General features: G+C 72.0%; 15 protein-coding genes. 5 read left to right on the top strand and 10 right to left on the bottom strand.

The window, feature by feature from the left end:
- Nucleotides 1–4: 4 nt before the first annotated feature.
- The 6 genes from kdpF to ACGF3H_RS19910 form a co-directional block, all read right to left on the bottom strand.
- The gene (gene kdpF / locus ACGF3H_RS19935; RefSeq protein WP_037922167.1) at nt 5–94 is read right to left on the bottom strand and encodes a K(+)-transporting ATPase subunit F; all 90 of its coding nucleotides are present in this window, start codon (nt 92–94) and stop codon (nt 5–7) included.
- A gap of 224 nt (nt 95–318) precedes the next feature.
- Nucleotides 319–825: a hypothetical protein gene (locus tag ACGF3H_RS19930; protein ID WP_362499601.1), complete on the bottom strand. Its 507-nt coding sequence runs from the start codon at nt 823–825 to the stop codon at nt 319–321.
- 204 nt (nt 826–1029) lie between these two features.
- Nucleotides 1030–1848: an ABC transporter permease gene (locus ACGF3H_RS19925; protein WP_362499602.1), complete on the bottom strand. Its 819-nt coding sequence runs from the start codon at nt 1846–1848 to the stop codon at nt 1030–1032.
- A complete protein-coding gene (locus tag ACGF3H_RS19920) occupies nt 1845–2837 on the bottom strand; it encodes an ATP-binding cassette domain-containing protein (protein ID WP_393586862.1) in 993 nt (330 codons plus the stop codon). Before ACGF3H_RS19920 ends, ACGF3H_RS19925 begins: the two co-directional genes overlap by 4 nt.
- Nucleotides 2838–2906: 69 nt before the next feature.
- On the bottom strand, nt 2907–3749 hold the full coding sequence (locus ACGF3H_RS19915; RefSeq protein ID WP_362499606.1) for a DUF4097 family beta strand repeat-containing protein: 843 nt from the start codon (nt 3747–3749) through the stop codon (nt 2907–2909).
- A gap of 98 nt (nt 3750–3847) precedes the next feature.
- Nucleotides 3848–4369 (bottom strand): hypothetical protein, encoded by a 522-nt coding sequence (locus ACGF3H_RS19910; RefSeq protein WP_362499608.1) that lies wholly within the window; start codon nt 4367–4369, stop codon nt 3848–3850.
- 302 nt (nt 4370–4671) lie between these two features.
- Here ACGF3H_RS19910 and ACGF3H_RS19905 point away from each other — a divergent pair, with 302 nt between their 5' ends.
- On the top strand, nt 4672–5013 hold the full coding sequence (locus ACGF3H_RS19905) for a hypothetical protein (RefSeq protein WP_362499610.1): 342 nt from the start codon (nt 4672–4674) through the stop codon (nt 5011–5013).
- A gap of 46 nt (nt 5014–5059) precedes the next feature.
- Nucleotides 5060–5578 (top strand): glutathione peroxidase, encoded by a 519-nt coding sequence (locus ACGF3H_RS19900; RefSeq protein ID WP_362499612.1) that lies wholly within the window; start codon nt 5060–5062, stop codon nt 5576–5578.
- A gap of 141 nt (nt 5579–5719) precedes the next feature.
- Here ACGF3H_RS19900 and ACGF3H_RS19895 read toward each other — a convergent pair whose 3' ends face one another.
- The 3 genes from ACGF3H_RS19895 to ACGF3H_RS19885 all read right to left on the bottom strand — a co-directional run bounded on the left by ACGF3H_RS19895 (nt 5720) and on the right by ACGF3H_RS19885 (nt 8028).
- Complete coding sequence (locus tag ACGF3H_RS19895; protein ID WP_362499614.1) at nt 5720–5911, bottom strand: DUF397 domain-containing protein; 192 nt, start codon at nt 5909–5911, stop codon at nt 5720–5722.
- 171 nt (nt 5912–6082) lie between these two features.
- A complete protein-coding gene (locus tag ACGF3H_RS19890) occupies nt 6083–6940 on the bottom strand; it encodes a helix-turn-helix transcriptional regulator (protein WP_362499615.1) in 858 nt (285 codons plus the stop codon).
- A gap of 329 nt (nt 6941–7269) precedes the next feature.
- Nucleotides 7270–8028, bottom strand: a complete 759-nt coding sequence (locus ACGF3H_RS19885) for a GPP34 family phosphoprotein (RefSeq protein ID WP_362499617.1) — start codon at nt 8026–8028, stop codon at nt 7270–7272.
- Nucleotides 8029–8205: 177 nt separating this feature from the next.
- Between ACGF3H_RS19885 and ACGF3H_RS19880 the strand changes: the two genes are divergently transcribed.
- The 3 genes from ACGF3H_RS19880 (at nt 8206) to ACGF3H_RS19870 (ending at nt 14902) form a co-directional block, all read left to right on the top strand.
- A complete protein-coding gene (locus ACGF3H_RS19880; RefSeq protein ID WP_362499618.1) occupies nt 8206–10866 on the top strand; it encodes a D-alanyl-D-alanine carboxypeptidase in 2661 nt (886 codons plus the stop codon).
- Between the two features lie 448 nt (nt 10867–11314).
- Complete coding sequence (locus ACGF3H_RS19875; RefSeq protein ID WP_393816519.1) at nt 11315–13069, top strand: MFS transporter; 1755 nt, start codon at nt 11315–11317, stop codon at nt 13067–13069.
- Nucleotides 13070–13324: 255 nt separating this feature from the next.
- The gene (locus tag ACGF3H_RS19870; protein ID WP_362499622.1) at nt 13325–14902 is read left to right on the top strand and encodes a sodium:solute symporter family protein; all 1578 of its coding nucleotides are present in this window, start codon (nt 13325–13327) and stop codon (nt 14900–14902) included.
- A gap of 28 nt (nt 14903–14930) precedes the next feature.
- On the opposite strand, the gene ACGF3H_RS19865 is transcribed toward ACGF3H_RS19870, so the two are convergent.
- On the bottom strand, nt 14931–16049 hold the full coding sequence (locus tag ACGF3H_RS19865; RefSeq protein ID WP_362499624.1) for an ADP-ribosylglycohydrolase family protein: 1119 nt from the start codon (nt 16047–16049) through the stop codon (nt 14931–14933).
- Between the last annotated feature and the right edge of the window lie 192 nt (nt 16050–16241).

Below are 16241 nucleotides of genomic sequence, written 5' to 3'. Positions count from 1 at the left end.
CCGGTCAGAACCTCTCCGGGTGGATCAGGGCGAGGACGAGGTATCCCAGCAGGGCGACGGCCACGATCAGGCCGACGATGTTCTCGGCGGTCACAGCTTCGTCACCCCCTTGGCGACGAGAGCCACGAGCGCGAACACCGCGAGTGTCGTGACGACGAAGGCCACGTCGGCCATGGCGAGCTCCTAGTGAGGTGCGGACGAGCATCTGACAAGGAGAGGAAAGCCCGTCCGTGACCGGATTCGACCGCCGTTGACGACCTCCTTACGGCGGGCCGGGCGCCCTTGACGCTTCCCTGACGGCCGCACCGCCTCGCGCCGTCAGGCCGGCCTGAAGCGCGGGCGGGGGCCGGTGGCGTCCGTGAGCCGTCGCGGCCGCCCGCCGATGCCGGGGGCCGCGGGGCGCGAGCGGTTCCGCGCGAAGACGACGAGGCGCAGCACGGCGAACCGCGCGACCCCGGCGAGCGCGGAGGCGGACAGGTAGACGACCTGCTCGACCACCGCGCCGGGCGCCGCCACCAGCTGCTGCAGGACGAGCATCGCCCCGCAGGTCACCGCGTACGCGGCCGCGGCGGATCCGGCCGACTGCGTGTGCTGGCGCCAGGTCGCGCGGCCGCCGGCACCGAAGGTGAAGCGGGCGTGCAGCTCGGTGGCGAGGAGCGTGGAGACCACGGTGATCGCGGCGTTGGCCAGGGCCCAGGGCATCCAGGAGGCGAGGGCCGCCACGGCGAAGCTGGACGCGAGTCCCACCCCGCCGCCGCACACGACGAAGCGGGCGAAGGACGCGAAGGCGCCGGGTGCTGCCTGCCGCCGGATGAGCTCTGCCATGATCCCGCCCCCTCCTTGCCACCCCGACCCTTTCCAGTGGTGCCATGATGGCACAGTAATGGCACCACTGACACCTCTTTTTGGCGCATACCGCTCTGTCTGATGGCGTCACTCTGGCGAGGGGGCCGAGAGACGCGCCGAGGGCGGCGTACGCCGACGTGGTGTCGGAGTACGCCGCCCTCGGAGCGGGACGGCCGGGTCCGGCTACTTCGGGTCGCGGTCGAAGACCGACTTCGACCAGACGTAGCCGAGCGCGGTGAGCGCAAGGCACCAGGCGAGGGCGAGCCAGCCGTTGTGGCCGATGCCGGTGCCGAGGAGCAGGCCGCGCAGCGTTTCGATGGCCGGGGTGAACGGCTGGTACTCGGCGATCGGCTGGAACCAGCCCGGCATCGCTTCCACCGGCACGAAGGTGCTCGAGACGAGCGGGAGGAAGATCAACGGCAGTGCGTTGTTGCTGGCCGCCTCGGCGTTGGGGCTGACCAGCCCCATGCCGACCGCGATCCAGGTGAGCGCCACGGTGAAGAGCACCAGCAGCCCGAACGCCGCCAGCCACTCCAGGGCCGTGGCGTCCGTGGACCGGAACCCGATGGCCACACCGACGGCGCCCACGAGGACGACGCTCAGGACCGACTGCACGACGCTGCCGACGACGTGCCCGATGAGGACGGAGCCGCGGTGGATGGCCATCGTGCGGAAGCGGGCGATGATGCCCTCGCTCATGTCCATGGAGACGGACACCGCGGTGCCGACCGTGGTGCTGGCGACGGTCATCAGCAGCACGCCCGGCACGAGGTAGGCGATGTACTCGGAGCGGTCGGCCCCGCCGTCCCCGATGCCGGCGCTCATCACGTCGCCGAAGATGTAGACGAAGAGCAGCAGGAGCATGACCGGCGTGAGCAGCAGGTTCAGGGTGAGGGACGGGTAGCGCCGGGCGTGCAGGAGATTGCGGCGCAGCATCGTGGACGAGTCGCGCACGGCGAGGGCGAGACGGGACGGGCGGGCGGGCGCCGTGGCGGTGCTCATCGGGTGGTCTCCTCGGGCTGGTCGGTGCCGCCGGTCAGGGCGAAGAACACGTCGTCGAGGTCGGGGGTGTGCACGGTCAGCTCGTCCGCCTCGATGCCGGCCGAGTCCAGCCGGTCGAGGACGGCGCGCAGTTCGCGCTGGCTGCCGCCCGAGGGGATCTGGAGCGTGAGCGCCTCGTCGTCCCCGATGGCCTCCCGCAGTGCGGTGGCGGCGGAGCGGTAGGCGGCGGGGTCGGAGAAGCGCAGTCGTACGTGCCCGCCGGGGACGATCCGCTTCAGTTCCTCGGCGCTGCCCTCGGCGGCGATCCGGCCGTCGTGCAGCACCGCGATGCGGTCGGCGAGTTCGTCGGCCTCCTCCAGGTACTGGGTGGTGAGGAAGACGGTCACCCCGCCCGTGACCAGCTCGCGGATGATGGCCCACATGTTGTGCCGGGAGCGCGGGTCGAGGCCCGTGGTCGGCTCGTCGAGGAAGATGATGCGCGGGTCGCCGACCAGCGTCATCGCGATGTCGAGGCGGCGCTTCATGCCGCCGGAGTAGGTGGAGGCGGGCTTCTTCGCCGCCTCGGTCAGGTCGAACCGCTCGAGCAGCTCGGCGGTCACCCGCCGGCCCTCCGCACGGGACAGGTGGTGCAGGTCCGCCATGAGGAGCATGTTCTCCTCGCCGGTGATCAGCCCGTCCACGGCGGAGAACTGCCCGGTGACGCCGATCGCGGCCCGCACCCCGTCCGGTGACGTGGCGATGTCGTGGCCCGCGACCTGGGCCTGGCCGCCGTCGGCGGAGACGAGCGTGGAGAGGATCTTCACGGCGGTGGTCTTGCCGGCGCCGTTCGGACCGAGCAGCGCGAAGACGGTACCGGCCGGGATGTACAGGTCGATGCCGTCGAGAACGGTCTTCTCGCCGTACGACTTGCGCAGACCGACGGCGGAGACGGCGGCCGGCGACGGCCGTTCGGCCGTCTTTCTGGGCGTGGGCATGACAGGTGAAGGCATGGAGCCCTCCGGTTCGGGGGGTGGGGTGACTGGGACGTGGACGGACGGGCGGGGGGTGCGGGGTACGGGTCAGGCCTTGGCGCGGCGGACGTCGATGTTGCCGTACCGGGTGCGGGCGCGGATCTTGACGGTGTCCTCCGCCTGCCCGGGGGTGCCGGACGCGGTGAGCGTGTTGCGCACCTGCCCGGCGCCCGAGTGCGCGTCGAGCCAGGCGGCCGTGCCCTCGCGGATGCCGACCTCGATGGCACCGTAGGAGGTCTCCAACTGCACCTCGCCGCGGGCCACCTCACCCACCCGCAGCGCGCCGTGGGCGGTGGTGGCGGTCAGCGAGCCCTCGGCGCGGGTGATGTCGATGTCGCCGTTGGCGTGGCTCACCCGCAGGTCGCCGAGTGCGGTGCCGACGGCCGTGGCCCCGTGCGAGTTCTTCAGGACGGCGGAGCCTTCGACGAAGCCCACGCGCACGCTGCCGGAGCTGGTGGTGATCTCCGCCGCGCCCTCCACCCGGTCCACGGTGACCGAGCCGTGGGAGGCGGCCAGATGGAGCTGACCGGTCGTGTCGAGGCGGACGTCACCGCCGGAGGTCTTCACCCGGACCTCGCCGAGCCGGCCCTCGCCGAGCACCTGGGTCCAGGAGCCGGTCGTGTCGATGCGCGAGCCCGTGGGCAGTTCCACCGTCACGTCGACGGAGCCGGTCGGCCCGATGAAGCGGCGCTCCTTCGTGCTGATCGTCAGGACGCCGCCCGCGAAGGCGACGTCGGTCTGCTCGGCGGCCCGTACGTCCTTGTCCCGCTTGGGGTCGCCGGGCCGCACCTCGACGACGGTGTCGGTCCGGTCGCCCGCGGTGAACCGGATGGAACCCGCGCCCACGTGGGCGGTCACCGCGATCGGTTCGGGAGTGTCGAAAGAAGGCATGGCTGTACCGTCCTCATGGGTCCGTGGGGCGTCCCCGCTGGTGGGACGTGGGTGGGGTGGGTTGCTGTGCTTCTTCGAGGTGCGGGCGTGGGCGCGGGCTAGCGCACCCAGCCGGTGAAGCTCTGTCCGACATTGCGGGCCCGCTCCGTCGTGCGCGGTACGCCGCCGCCCTCGACCGCTGCCGACACGGCCCGCACCAGCCACGCGTTGACCGACAGACCCTCACGGTTAGCGGCCTCCTCGGCGCGCACCTTCAGGTGGGCCGGCAGACGCAGGTTGACGCGTGCGGTGCCACCCTCGTCGCCCTCGGCGGGGACCGGGGTGGGAAGCGGGCCGGCCGGCACGTCGGCCGGCTCGGCCGGGATGCCGGCGTCGGTGGGCGGCGGTGTCACGACGAAGTCGGGATCCAGTCCGCGCAGCCGCACGTCGACCGAGCCGGGGGCGAGTTCACGAGTGATCTCGTCCATCGCGGCGGAGAGCACGTTGAGCATGGTCAGCCGGGTCGCCGACTCCAGGGGAGCCGTGAGCCGCTCGGCCAGCTCGCGCGCTTCGTCGCCGCCGGCATCGGCGGCCACCACGAGTTCGCGGCGGATGGTGTCGACATACGGGGTGAGGTCCATGACGCCATGATGGCACCATGTTGGCGCCATGCGCAAGCCTTCCCGGCATCGTCCGGCATCGCGCACGGCGGCACCGCTTCTGACCTGGGAAAAAGCAGGCCGACGCTGTGCATGTCGCGCCGACGTCAGCGCGTCGCGGGCCCCTCGGTGGCACAGGATGGCACCGTCTGGCACCGGATGACGCCGGATGGCGCCAGGGCCGCGTCGGGGACCGGTCGGCCGAGGCGCGTTGCTCTTCCGCGCTTCTGGTAACCCGTCGGACAGACACCCGCGCACGCCCACCACACGACGAGGTGAGAACGATGGTGCTGTTGGGTCTTCTGCTCATGGCGGGCGCCGCCGCGTTCACGGGCCTGCTGATCGCGTACAACCTGTCCGGGAGCCCGGACTACACGGTGACCCTGCTGGGGAGCCAGCCGTTCACGATCAACACCCTCGGGGCGTTCCTGGGGGGCATCGCCCTGACCCTGATCTTCGGTCTGGGCATGTCGATGCTGCTGGGCGACAGCGCGCTGGCGCGGCGCCGCGGCAGGAGGCGCCGGCTGGACGGAGAGATCGGGACCGGTTCCGCGGGGGAGACGACGGAACGCCGCCCGGCCGCCCACCGGCCCCACTGGCCCCGGCTGCACAGTCACGGCCACTGAGCACCGGGGGCCCACCGGGCCTCGGGGGCGGGGCTAGCATCCGTCCATGACGACCTCAGAGAACGCCAGCAACGACAGCCTTCCCCTCGACGTCCGGATCGGTGCCCTCCAGGGCGGGGCCGCCGACCTCTCCCAGTACACCGGCCGGGTGGTGCTGGTGGTCAACGTCGCCTCCAAGTGCGGGCTGACCCCGCAGTACTCCGGCCTGGAGCGGCTGCACGAGCGGTACGCGGAGCGGGGCTTCACGGTGCTCGGCGTGCCGTGCAACCAGTTCATGGGGCAGGAGCCCGGCACCGCCGAGGAGATCGCCGAGTTCTGCTCGGCCACGTACGGCGTCACCTTCCCGATGACCGAGAAGGTGGACGTCAACGGGGAGGACCGGCACCCGCTGTACGACCGCCTGACCGGCTTCGCCGACGCCGAGGGGCACAGCGGGGACATCCGCTGGAACTTCGAGAAGTTCCTGATCGGACGGGACGGCAAGGTCGCGGCACGCTTCTCGCCGCAGACCGAGCCGGAGTCGGCCGAGGTCGTCGCGGCCGTCGAGGAGCACCTCGCCGGCTGACCTCGCCCCAGCGACGGGGCCGAGTGTCGCGTCGCCGGGAGGCGACCGTGCCGCCGGAGTGAACAGGGCCCTCTCGGCAAGGTCGGCGAACTGGTCGAGAGGGCCCTGACGGCGGTGCCGGTCGGGACGTGCGTGGAGTCGTCAGCCCTTGACCGAGGTCACGAAGGCGTTCCACGCGTCGGCGGGGAAAGCCAGGACCGGCCCCTCGGGGACCTTGGAGTCGCGGACGGCGAGCGCCGCCACGATCGGGGACTTGACCTCGACGCACGCGCCGTTTCCTCCGGAGTAGGAGGACTTGGTCCAAGATTCCGTGGCGCCCTGAAGAATTGCCATGTCTGCTCCGATGGCGAGTGACAGCGGTTTACGCCAATGACGTGTGATCTTTGGCGTGATCGACGCTACTCGCTGACCTCGCGGATCGGAGCAGCCATTCACCCGACCGGATGGCATATTCCAAGCGACTCTTCCAGACGGACGCAGGAGGGGTGTAGCATCCCGCCGCCTTCAGCGCGCATACTCCTTCGCCACGTCCTCGATGAGCTGGCGCGACTGCTCCACGTTCAGGGCCTGCGCCCGCAGATGCTCGTACATCACCGTGTATTTCTGCACGTCCTGCGCCTTCTCCAGGTACAGGTCGCTGGTGACGCCCTCGATGTACACGACGCTCGAGTCGGCCGCGTCGGCGAACTCCAGGATGGAGTACTGACCGTTGATGCCGGGGTGCGCCCCGACGTCGAACGGCAGCACCTGCACGGTGATATGCGGGAGCTGCGACATCTCGGCGACGTGCTCCAGCTGTTCGCGCATCACCTGCCTGCCGCCCACCACCCGGCGCAGCGACGCCTCGTCGAGGACGACCCACAGGCGCAGCGGGTTGGCCTCGGCGGTGATGCGCTCCTGGCGCCGTATGCGGACCTGCACCCGCTTCTCGATGTCGGCGACCGACGTCTCGGGCAACGCGCCCTGGATCAGCGCCTCCGCGTACGGGCGGGTCTGCAACAGGCCCGTGATGATCTGGGGTTCGTACGTGCGCAGCGACTCCGCGTCGGTCTCCAGGCCGATGTACACGCTGTACGGGATGTCCCCGAAGGCGTGCCACCAGCCCTGCTGGCGCGAGTCCTTCGCCATCTGCATCAGCGAGTCGACGATGCGCTGGTCCTCGACCTCGTACACCCCGCACAGGTCACGGACGTCGCGCTGGCTGATGCTGCGCCGGCCGTTCTCCAGGCGGCTGATCTTCGACTGCGAGACCAGCAGCCGCTCCGCCACCTCCTCGGCCGTCATGCCCTTGAGCTCGCGGAGCCGGCGCAGCTCCTGGCCCAGCCGGCGCCGCCTGACGGTGGGATTGACATTGGACGCCACGGGACGTGCACCTCCGGCTGCGTGACTCATACCTGCCACTTTGCGTATCTGCTGTTGAGCAGACTGCCACCAAGGTGCTTTCCACCGCTGGCAAACGGTCGATATGCGCTGCGTACACGCCAGTTCGGGGTCGTACCCGCACACATGGCCGCGCGGGGCGGCGGGTCCGGCCCGGTCCGGGTGTGCCGGACGTACGGTCGGTCCCGCCGCCCCGCGCGGACCTGCGGCTCCCGTTACCGGGTCCAGGGGACGGTCGGTGCGGCGGTGCGTGGTCGTGCGTGGTGCGGACGTGCGTGGTGCGGTCCGGCGTGTGGTGCCGGTGGAGCGGCTCAGTGGACCACGGCACGCGCCATGGATCCGTGGCGCGGCTGCGCCGGAACACCGCGGGCGGGTTCCGGGGCGGGCCTCGCCCCTGGTCCGGCGGCCTGCCGGCCGGCCGGTGCCGGGCTGCGGCGCGGCTGGGCCGCCGCACCGTTCTGGACGTCCATCACCGCGTGCGCCACCAGGCCGCCCATGGGGTCGTGCCGGATGAGGTCCCGCAGCCGGGACCGCGACGAGCGTCCTTCGTTGCCCGGGTAGAGGTGCTTGCCGAGACCGACCGCGTGGGCCAGCGCGGCGAGCGCCGCGGTCCGCGGGTCCGGCGGTACGCCGGTGCGGATCGCCGAGTCCAGCCGGGACTTGATCTCCCGGCTGATCGCCGTGTCCGTCGCCTGGTAGCGAGTCGTCGGCAGCACCCCGCACATCTGGCCCTCCACGGCATGCACCATGCCGCAGCGCTCCAGATGCGAGAGATAGGTCTGGCGCAGCCCCAAGCGGGGTCCGCCTATCCAGTTGACCGCCCGTACGGGAGCGCCACGCCTTCGCAGCAGCTCCAACGCGCAGTCGAGTGTCGGATCTCCAGTCGGCCGTGGGGCCACCACGGCGATACGATCCCCGTCTGGGGCTATCCGTCCGGCCAGCGCCAGCTCCACCAGCTGTGCTCCGGCCAGACCGAGGTCGAGCGACTGCGGCTGTGCGGTGGTACCCGTGGTCGGGTCCAGCGCCAGCAGCAGAAGCTCCTCCGGAAGTGTTCTGCGGCTCCTGCCCATCCATGCCTCCCCGCGTGGATGACAGACAGGGTGACCCCTCTCACATTGGTCTGTCGAGGGTGCGTGACCGGTTCGTAGTGGAACCAGTAGGTATGTCGTTCTCGTCTACCGCGTGGGTTCTACCCGTACACAGGACACTGGTACATGGTTCGGTAGCGCACACAGGACGTGCGGCGCATGGAGGAGGCATCGGTGGCGGGCGAGTCCCCCGACAGGTCGAAGCAGCGCGAGTCGTCGGAAGAACCGACGTCGGGGAGCGCGGGTCCGGTTCCCGAAGCCAGGACCGAGGCGAGCGAGACGCGTGATCCGCGGCTGGCGGTGGCGCGTGAGGCGTCCGCCGGGTCCGCGACGTCCCGCGGCGGCGTGGACACGGCCACCCGGGTGCTGTCGGCCCGCGAGACGGAGGCCGGGGCGCGGACGCCGGGGGCGAAGGCAGAGGCCGCCGGTGAGGCCGGGACCGATGCGGTGCCGGACGCAGAGGCGGAGGCCGGACCCGAGGCGGGAACGAAGGCCGAGGCGGGAACGAAGGCCGAGGCGGGAACGAAGGCCGAGGCGGGAACGAAGGCCGAGGCGGGACCCCAGGCCGCCGCCGAGACCGAGACCGGGGCTGACGCCACTGCCGACGCCGGGGCCGAAGCCCAGGCCGACGGCACTGCCGGCGCCGGGCCCAAGAACGGCACCTCGCCCGAGGCGGAAGCCCCGGCCGACGCCAAGCCCGAAGCCCAGGCCGACGGCACTGCCGGCGCCGGGCTCAAGACCGGCACCGCACGCGAGACGGCGGCTCAGGCCGATGCCAAGCCCGAGACCGCGGCCGGCGACACCGCCGACGCCGAGCCCGGGGCGGTGGCCGGGTCCGGTGCCGACGTCGAGGCGGAGGCGGACGGTGTGGGCGGCGGTTCGCCGGAGGCCGGTGCGAAGAGCCCGTCGGACACCTCCGGCGACGGGCGGCTGCGTGACGCCGTGGCGGCCTGGGTCGCGACCGCGGACGAGCGGGCCGCCGCCAACGCCCGGCACGAGGCCGAGGACGGCCCGGAGGACGCCGCGGCCCCCGAGGAGCCCGCACAGGACGCCGACGCGGCCCTCGCCGGGCCCGGGGACGCCGCCGAGGAGCCCGCGGGCGACGGTGCCGGCGCCGGGCGGGAAGCCGACGCGGACGAGAAGGCCGAAAAGGCTGAGAAGGCCGAGAAGGCCGGGGCCGGCAAGGGCCCGGTCGATCAGCCCACCGCCGTCTTCAAGGCCGTACGGCCGCCCGCCGAACCCTCCGTCGACCAGCCGACGACCATGCTGAAGCTCGGCGACGCCGGGACGAAGGACGGAAAGACCGACAAGCCTGGCAAGACTGACAAAGCCGACAAGGCTGACAAGGCTGACAGGGTCGAGTCCGACGCCGAGCGCACCAGCAAGTTCGTCGCCCTGCGGCACCCGGACGACCCGGCCACCCGCAAGCCGCCGCGCCCCGCGCAGCCCGGCTCCGAGGCGCCCCGTACGCCCGCCGCCGGGGCCACGGCGGCCGTGCCGCAGGTCGGTCCCGAGCGGACCACGCAGCAGCCGCTGCCGCCGAAGCCGCCGCTGGACCTGCTGGCGGAGCTGACGAACACCCCGCCGCCCCCGGAGACCCCGCTGCGGACGACCGTGCGCCGGGTCAAGATCTGGACCCCGCTGGTCCTCCTGCTGGTGATCGTCTTCGGTGTGGTGCAGGCGATGCGCCCGCTGCCCGAGCCGACGCTCGACCTCACGGCGCAGGACAGCTTCACCTTCCAGGGCGGCAAGCCGGAGATCCCGTGGCCGTCCAGCGGACAGGCGGCGCTCGACGTGCAGGGCATCGGTTCGTTCGGCTCGTCCGGCGAGCAGAGGCCCGTGCCGATCGCCAGTGTCGCCAAGGTCATGACCGCGTACATCATCCTGCGCGACCACCCGCTCAAGAGCGGCGTCGACGGCCCGAAGATCAAGATCGACCAGGCCGCCGAGGACCAGTCGCAGGCGGGCCAGGAGTCGACCGTCAACGTCACGGCGGGCGACTCGATCTCCCAGCGGGAGGCCCTGGAGAGCATCCTCATCGCGTCCGCGAACAACGTGGCGCGGCTGCTGGCCCGCTGGGACGCGGGGTCCGAGAAGGCGTTCGTGGAGAAGATGAACGCCACCGCGAAGGACCTCGGCATGACCAACACGACGTACACCGACCCGTCGGGCCTGAACAACACGACGGTGAGCACGGCCGTGGACCAGGTGAAGCTCGCCAAGGAGGCGATGAAGCAGCCCGCGTTCCGCGAGGTCGCCGCGATGATGTCGTACGACGACTACAAGGGCGAGAACCACGGCAACTGGAACCAGCTGGTCGGTCACAACGACGTCGTCGGCATCAAGACCGGCACCACCACCTCCGCGCTCGGCAACCTCGTCTTCGCGGCGAAGAAGGAGGTCGGCGGTGAGACCCGGACCGTCGTCGGGGCCGTGGTGCGCCAGCCGGCGACCGCGGACCAGGGAATCCTCGCCGCCGCGCTGAGCGCCGGCGACAAGCTGATCCGGGCCGCGCAGGACACGCTGGAGTCGTCGACGATCCTGAAGAAGGGCTCCGTCGTCGGGTACGTCGACGACGGCCTCGGCAACCGCACGCCGGTCGTCGCCACGCAGGACGTCAAGGCCGTCGGCTGGCCGGGGCTGACGGTGAAGCTGACCTTCGAGGCGGACGAGGTGCCGCACACGGCGCCGGCCGGCACCGCGGTGGGCACGCTCACCGTGGGCGACGGCGGGGTCAGCGGCGCGGTGAAGGTGCCCGTCGCGCTCCAGCAGGACCTCGTCGAGCCGGCCTTCACGGACAAGCTGACCCGGATCGGCTGACCGCCGGCCCCGCGGGGCCGGACCACGCCACGGTGCCCCGCGCCCCTGCGGGCGAGCTGGATCCGCAGGGACGCGGGGCACCGCCGTGGGCGAGGGAGCCGGGGCCCGCGCGTGCGTGCTAGCGTCACGAAACGGGGCAGGTCGCCGGGTCGCGGGAACGCGGCCGTGAAGAGTACGCAACGGACGCGGCCGAAAGCAGAAGACGGGACACGGGGAGTGCCTTCAGGTGGCCACTGCGGAGCCGACACGCGCCGACGACGCCGATCCGGGCCCGGAAGCGGGCCCGCGACCACACGTACCCGCGCCCCGCAGGGACGGCGGGGACAGCGGGCGGTCCGGTACCGGACCGGCGGGCGGTGCCCGTGAACCGCACCGTTCGGGGCCGGAGCCTGCCGAGCCGGAAGCGCCGTCCGCGGTGAAGGGCGCCTTCCTGGCCGTGCGCGAGCGCATGCTGCGCCATCCCGTCCTGTCCGTCACCGCCCTCGCCGGGGTCCTCCACATCGCCTGGTTCTTCACCTTCGCGAACAGTGGCGGCGACCTCGCGGCGCAGGACGCGTGGGCGGAGTTCGTCGGCCGGCACCCGGCCTCGGCGTACAACCTCGCCTGGTACGGCGGCATGCACCCGGTGTCGTACAGCGTGGTGTCGCCGTACCTGATGTCGGCGCTCGGCGTCCGGACCACGATGATGATCGCGGGGACGCTGTCGGCCGGGCTGCTGACGCTGATCCTGATCCGCAGCCGGGTGGTGCGCAATCCGCTGTGGGCGTCGCTCGCGGGCCTGTTCGGGCTGCTGGCCAACGCGGTGTCGGGGCGGGTGACGTTCGGGCTGGGCACGATGTTCGCGCTGGGCGCGGTGGCCACGGTGTTCTGCTGGCCGCACCGCTGGCGCCACGAGCGCTGGGCCAAGGCGCTGTGCGCGGCGCCGCTGGCCGCGCTGTCCACGATGGCCTCGCCGGTCTCGGGCCTGTTCGTGGGTCTGGTGGCGGTGGCGCTGTTCCTGCAGAAGCGCCGTCCGGGCGCCTGGGCGCTGGGTCTCGCGCCGGCCGCGGTGGTCGCGCTGTCGGCCTGGCTGTTCCCGTTCTCCGGCACCCAGCCCATGGGTTTCGGCTCGGCCGTCCTGCCGTTGCTGTACGCCGGTTTCGTGTTCGTGTTCGTGCCGCGCACCTGGAAGACCGTGCGGATCACGTCGGCGGTCTACGGGCTGTCGGTGCTCCTCGTCTGGGTGATCAGCTCCCAGATCGGCTCCAACATCACGCGCCTGTCGATGCTGTTCGCCGGGGTGGCGCTGGTGGCCGCGCTGCCGTTCACGGTGCCGCGCTCGCGCAAGTGGTACGCGCTCGTGGTCGCGCTCGCCGGCTTCGTCGGCTGGATCGGCTTCAAGTCGGCCGACGACGCCGTGCACACCACGCCGGCCGCCTCCTGGGCGCGCGAGCTGGCACCGCTACTGAACGAGCTGCAGGAGGTCGGTGCCGAGAAGGGCCGCGTGGAGGCCGTGCCCGCGCGCTCCCACCGCGAGGCCTCGGCGCTCGCCCCCTACGTGAACCTGGCCCGTGGCTGGACCCGCCAGGCCGACATGGAGCGCAACCCGCTCTTCTACGACGACACGCTCAACTCGGCGAACTACCACGAGTGGCTGCAGCGCTGGGCCGTGCACTACGTGGTGCTGCCCAAGGACGAACCGGACGGGGACGGCGGCAAGCGCGAGCGGGAGCTGCTGCAGCGGGGCCTGCCGTACCTGAAGCAGGTCTGGGGGGACGCCAACTGGCAGCTGTTCCAGGTGACCGACCCCACGCCGCTGGCGGAGCCGGACGCGGTCGTCCAGCGGGCCGAGCAGGACGAGTGGGTGATCGACGTGCAGCGGCCCGGCCCGGTCCTGGTCCGGATGCCGTACTCGCCGTGGCTGAGCCTCGTCGACGCCGAGGGCAAGAAGCTCAAGCCGCCGCAGGAGACGGAGGCCTCCGAGGACGCTCCCGAGGACTCGCCCAAGGCGTTCGACAACGTCAACGGCTGCCTCACGGAGACGGAGGAGACCGTCGACGGCGACAGGTGGACGGTGCTGATCGCCCCCGAGGCGGGCACGTACCGGCTGGCGGCACCGTACGGGCTCTCGCGCGGCACCCCCTGCCCGGACGAGATGAAGGACGAGCTCACGGACCAGATCGTGGACCGGTTCGGGGACGAGCTGAAGTTCGCGCCCGAGTAGCCTCCGACCTGGGCGCACGGCCGGGATCCCGATCCGGGGTCCCGGCCGACGCGTGTCACCGTCGTTCATGTCCGTGAACCGAGGTCAGCAAGCAGAACTTTTTTACCCGCTCTTGACCCGTCACTTTCTTGTCGTGCCCGCGCCGACGCAACCACGATGAGCGGGCACTTCGCCGCGCGCCTCGCCCACACCCCGCTCTTGCGAAGTGCCAGCCAGCTGAGCGGAGTTCACAAGGCGGACCCCGGAAGGGGGCACATGAACGGTCTCGACTGGTCCGTGCTGATCGGCTACTTCGCCGTGATGGTGGCGATCGGTGTCTGGTCGCACAAACGCGTGGACAACGTCAGCGACTTCTTCACGGCCGGCGGCAAGATGCCCTGGTGGCTGTCCGGCATCTCGCACCACATGTCGGGCTACAGCGCGGTGATGTTCACCGGGTACGCGGGCATCGCCTACACCTACGGCGTCACGTCCTTCGTCACCTGGTCGTTCCCCATCGCCCTGGGCATCGCCGTCGGGTCGAAGCTGTTCGCGCCGCGCATCAACCGGCTGCGCTCACGGCTCCACGTGGCCTCGCCGCTGGAGTACCTGAAGAACCGCTACAACCTGCCCACCCAGCAGGCCCTGGCCTGGTCCGGCATGCTGCTGAAGATCGTGGACGTGGCCGCGAAGTGGGCGGCCATCGCCACGCTGCTGTCGGTCTTCACCGGCATCACCCTCAATCAGGGGATCCTGATCACCGGTGTCATCACGGGCATCTACTGCACGATCGGCGGCCTGTGGGCCGACGCGCTGACCGAGCTCGGCCAGTTCGTCATCCAGCTGCTGGCCGGCGTCGCGATGTTCGTGGCCGTCGTCATGAAGCTCGGCGACCACGGCGGTTTCTTCGGGGTGTGGGACGAGCCCGCCCTGCAGGGTCACGGCAAGCCGCTGGTCGGTCCGTACGGAACGGTGTTCCTGCTCGCCTTCCTCTTCATCAAGCTCTTCGAGTACAACGGCGGCATGCTCAACCAGGCCCAGCGCTACATGGCCACGAGCAACGCCCGCGAGGCCGCGCGGTCGGCACGGCTGTCGGCGGTGCTGTGGCTGGTCTGGCCGGTGGTGCTGTTCTTCCCGATGTGGATGTCGCCGCTGCTGGTGGAGTCCCAGAAGCCGGACGGCTCCGACTCCTACGGCCTGATGACCGAGCAGCTCCTGCCGCACGGACTGCTGGGCCTGGTCGTCGTCGGCTTCTTCTCGCACACCATGGCCATGTGCTCGTCGGACGCCAACGCCATCGCGGCCGTGTTCACCCGCGATGTGGCACCGGTCGTCTCGGCGCGGGCCCGGGCCTGGGGCGAGCGGTCCGGGCTGGTCGCGGCCCGGGTGACGACGGTCGTCTTCCTCGCCCTGTCCATGGCGGTGGCCACGCAGGTCGACTCGCCGACGTTCAAGGACATCATCACCGTCGTCATCAAGTGGGTGGCCGGTCTGATGGGCCCGATCGCGATCCCGATGATGCTCGGTCTGCTGCGGCCCTTCCGCCGCTCGGGGCCGACGGCCGCGCTCACCAGCTGGGCGGTCGGCCTGATCGCCTTCTGGCTGGTCAACTACCCGATCAACTGGAACGTCGAGGGCGGGGTACCCCTGGAGTACCAGGTGTCCGTCCCGCTGGCGGTCTCCCTGGTCCTCTACGTCGTCGTCGGCTACCTGAAGCCGGAGGACACCCCGGAGCGGCTGGCGATCATCGAGCGGGTCAACACGGACGACGACGCCTCCGGGGCCGCGGCGGCCGTCCCGGCTCCCGCCGGGGGCAGGGACGACGCGGTGGGGCGGACCCGGGTGAAGGACTGAGGGCCGGCGTCCACGCCCCGGGGACCGCTCACGCCCGGGGGTACCTCGCCAGCCAGCCCGGGGACGAGCCCGCCGGTCCGTGCAGTGCGGGCCCCTGGGTCATCTCCATGGCGAAGTCGTCGGCCAGTTCCAGGATCGTCGGACGGCCCTCCAGCTCGGCCAGCCAGGCCGGCGGGAGGGCCGTCTCGCCGTGCAGGGCACCGAGCAGCCCGCCCGTCAGCGCGCCGGCCGCGGCGGAGGGCCCGCCGTGGCCCGCGGCCAGCCGCAGCCCGTGCCGTACGTCCTCGGCGACGAGGGCGCAGTACACGGCGGCGGCGACCAGGCCCTCCGCCGTGCCCTCGCCGGCCAGCTCGGCCACCCGCGCGGGCGTCGGAAGCCCCTGCCGTACCGCACCCAGCGCGTGCTGCAACGCCTCCGACACCGGCTCGTGCCCGGGGCGGACGGCGAGCAGCGCCAGCGCCCGCTGCACCGCCGGGTCCACGCTCTCCCCCCGCGCCAGCCCGTGCACGACCACGGCGTACGCGCCCGCGGCGAGGCTGCCGGTGGGGTGGCCGTGGGTCTGCGCGGCGCACTCCACGGCGAGCTGGGCGACGAGCTGCGGCTCCCAGCCGACCAGCAGCCCGAAGGGCGCCGACCGGGCGGCTGCCTCGGGTCCCCGCTCAACGGGGTTCTTGGGCGCCTCGGGGGTCCCCATCGTGTCGTCGCCCAGCCCGAGCAGCAGCGCGCGGGTGGGGCCCCGGCGGGCGTACAGCCACTCCTCGCGGGCCAGCCAGCCGTCGTCCTCGCGCCGCTCGTCGGGCCCCCAGTCCCGCTGGGTCGCGTACCAGCGCCGGTACGCCCGGTGCAGATCGGTCGGCGGGTGCCAGGCCCCCGTGTCGCGCCGCACCTGGGCGCGGATCAGCCCGTCGACGGAGAACAGGGTGAGCTGGGTGAGGTGGGTGACGGCACCGCGCCGCCCGTGGGCGGGGGCGAGGTCGGCGGGACCCTCGGGTCCGTGCGCCGCGCGGACGGCGTCGGGGTCCATTCCGTCGACGGGCGCCCCGAAGGCGTCCCCGACGGCGACACCGAGCAGCGTCCCGCGCACCCGGCTCCGGAAGTCCTGCTGCTCGGCACGCCCCCACACGGCGGCACCGCCCGTCGCGCCCACCCGACCTCCTCTCGGCACCGCCCACACCACTGTCCGTACGTGCGATGTCCAGCACTGTATGCGAACGGGAACGGCCGGTCAGGGCGGGAACGGTGTGGGAACGTTCACGAGACGGCGCGTGGCCTCCCGGCGCGTTCGCGCGCACCGTCACGACGGCCGGCCGACAGGCACCGTTCATGATCCGTTGGCGGG

Source organism: Streptomyces sp. NPDC048185, assembly GCF_043202495.1.
Classification (GTDB): domain Bacteria; phylum Actinomycetota; class Actinomycetes; order Streptomycetales; family Streptomycetaceae; genus Streptomyces.
Note: the sequence above shows the minus strand (reverse complement) of the source record. Positions and strands in the feature narration are given on the sequence as shown.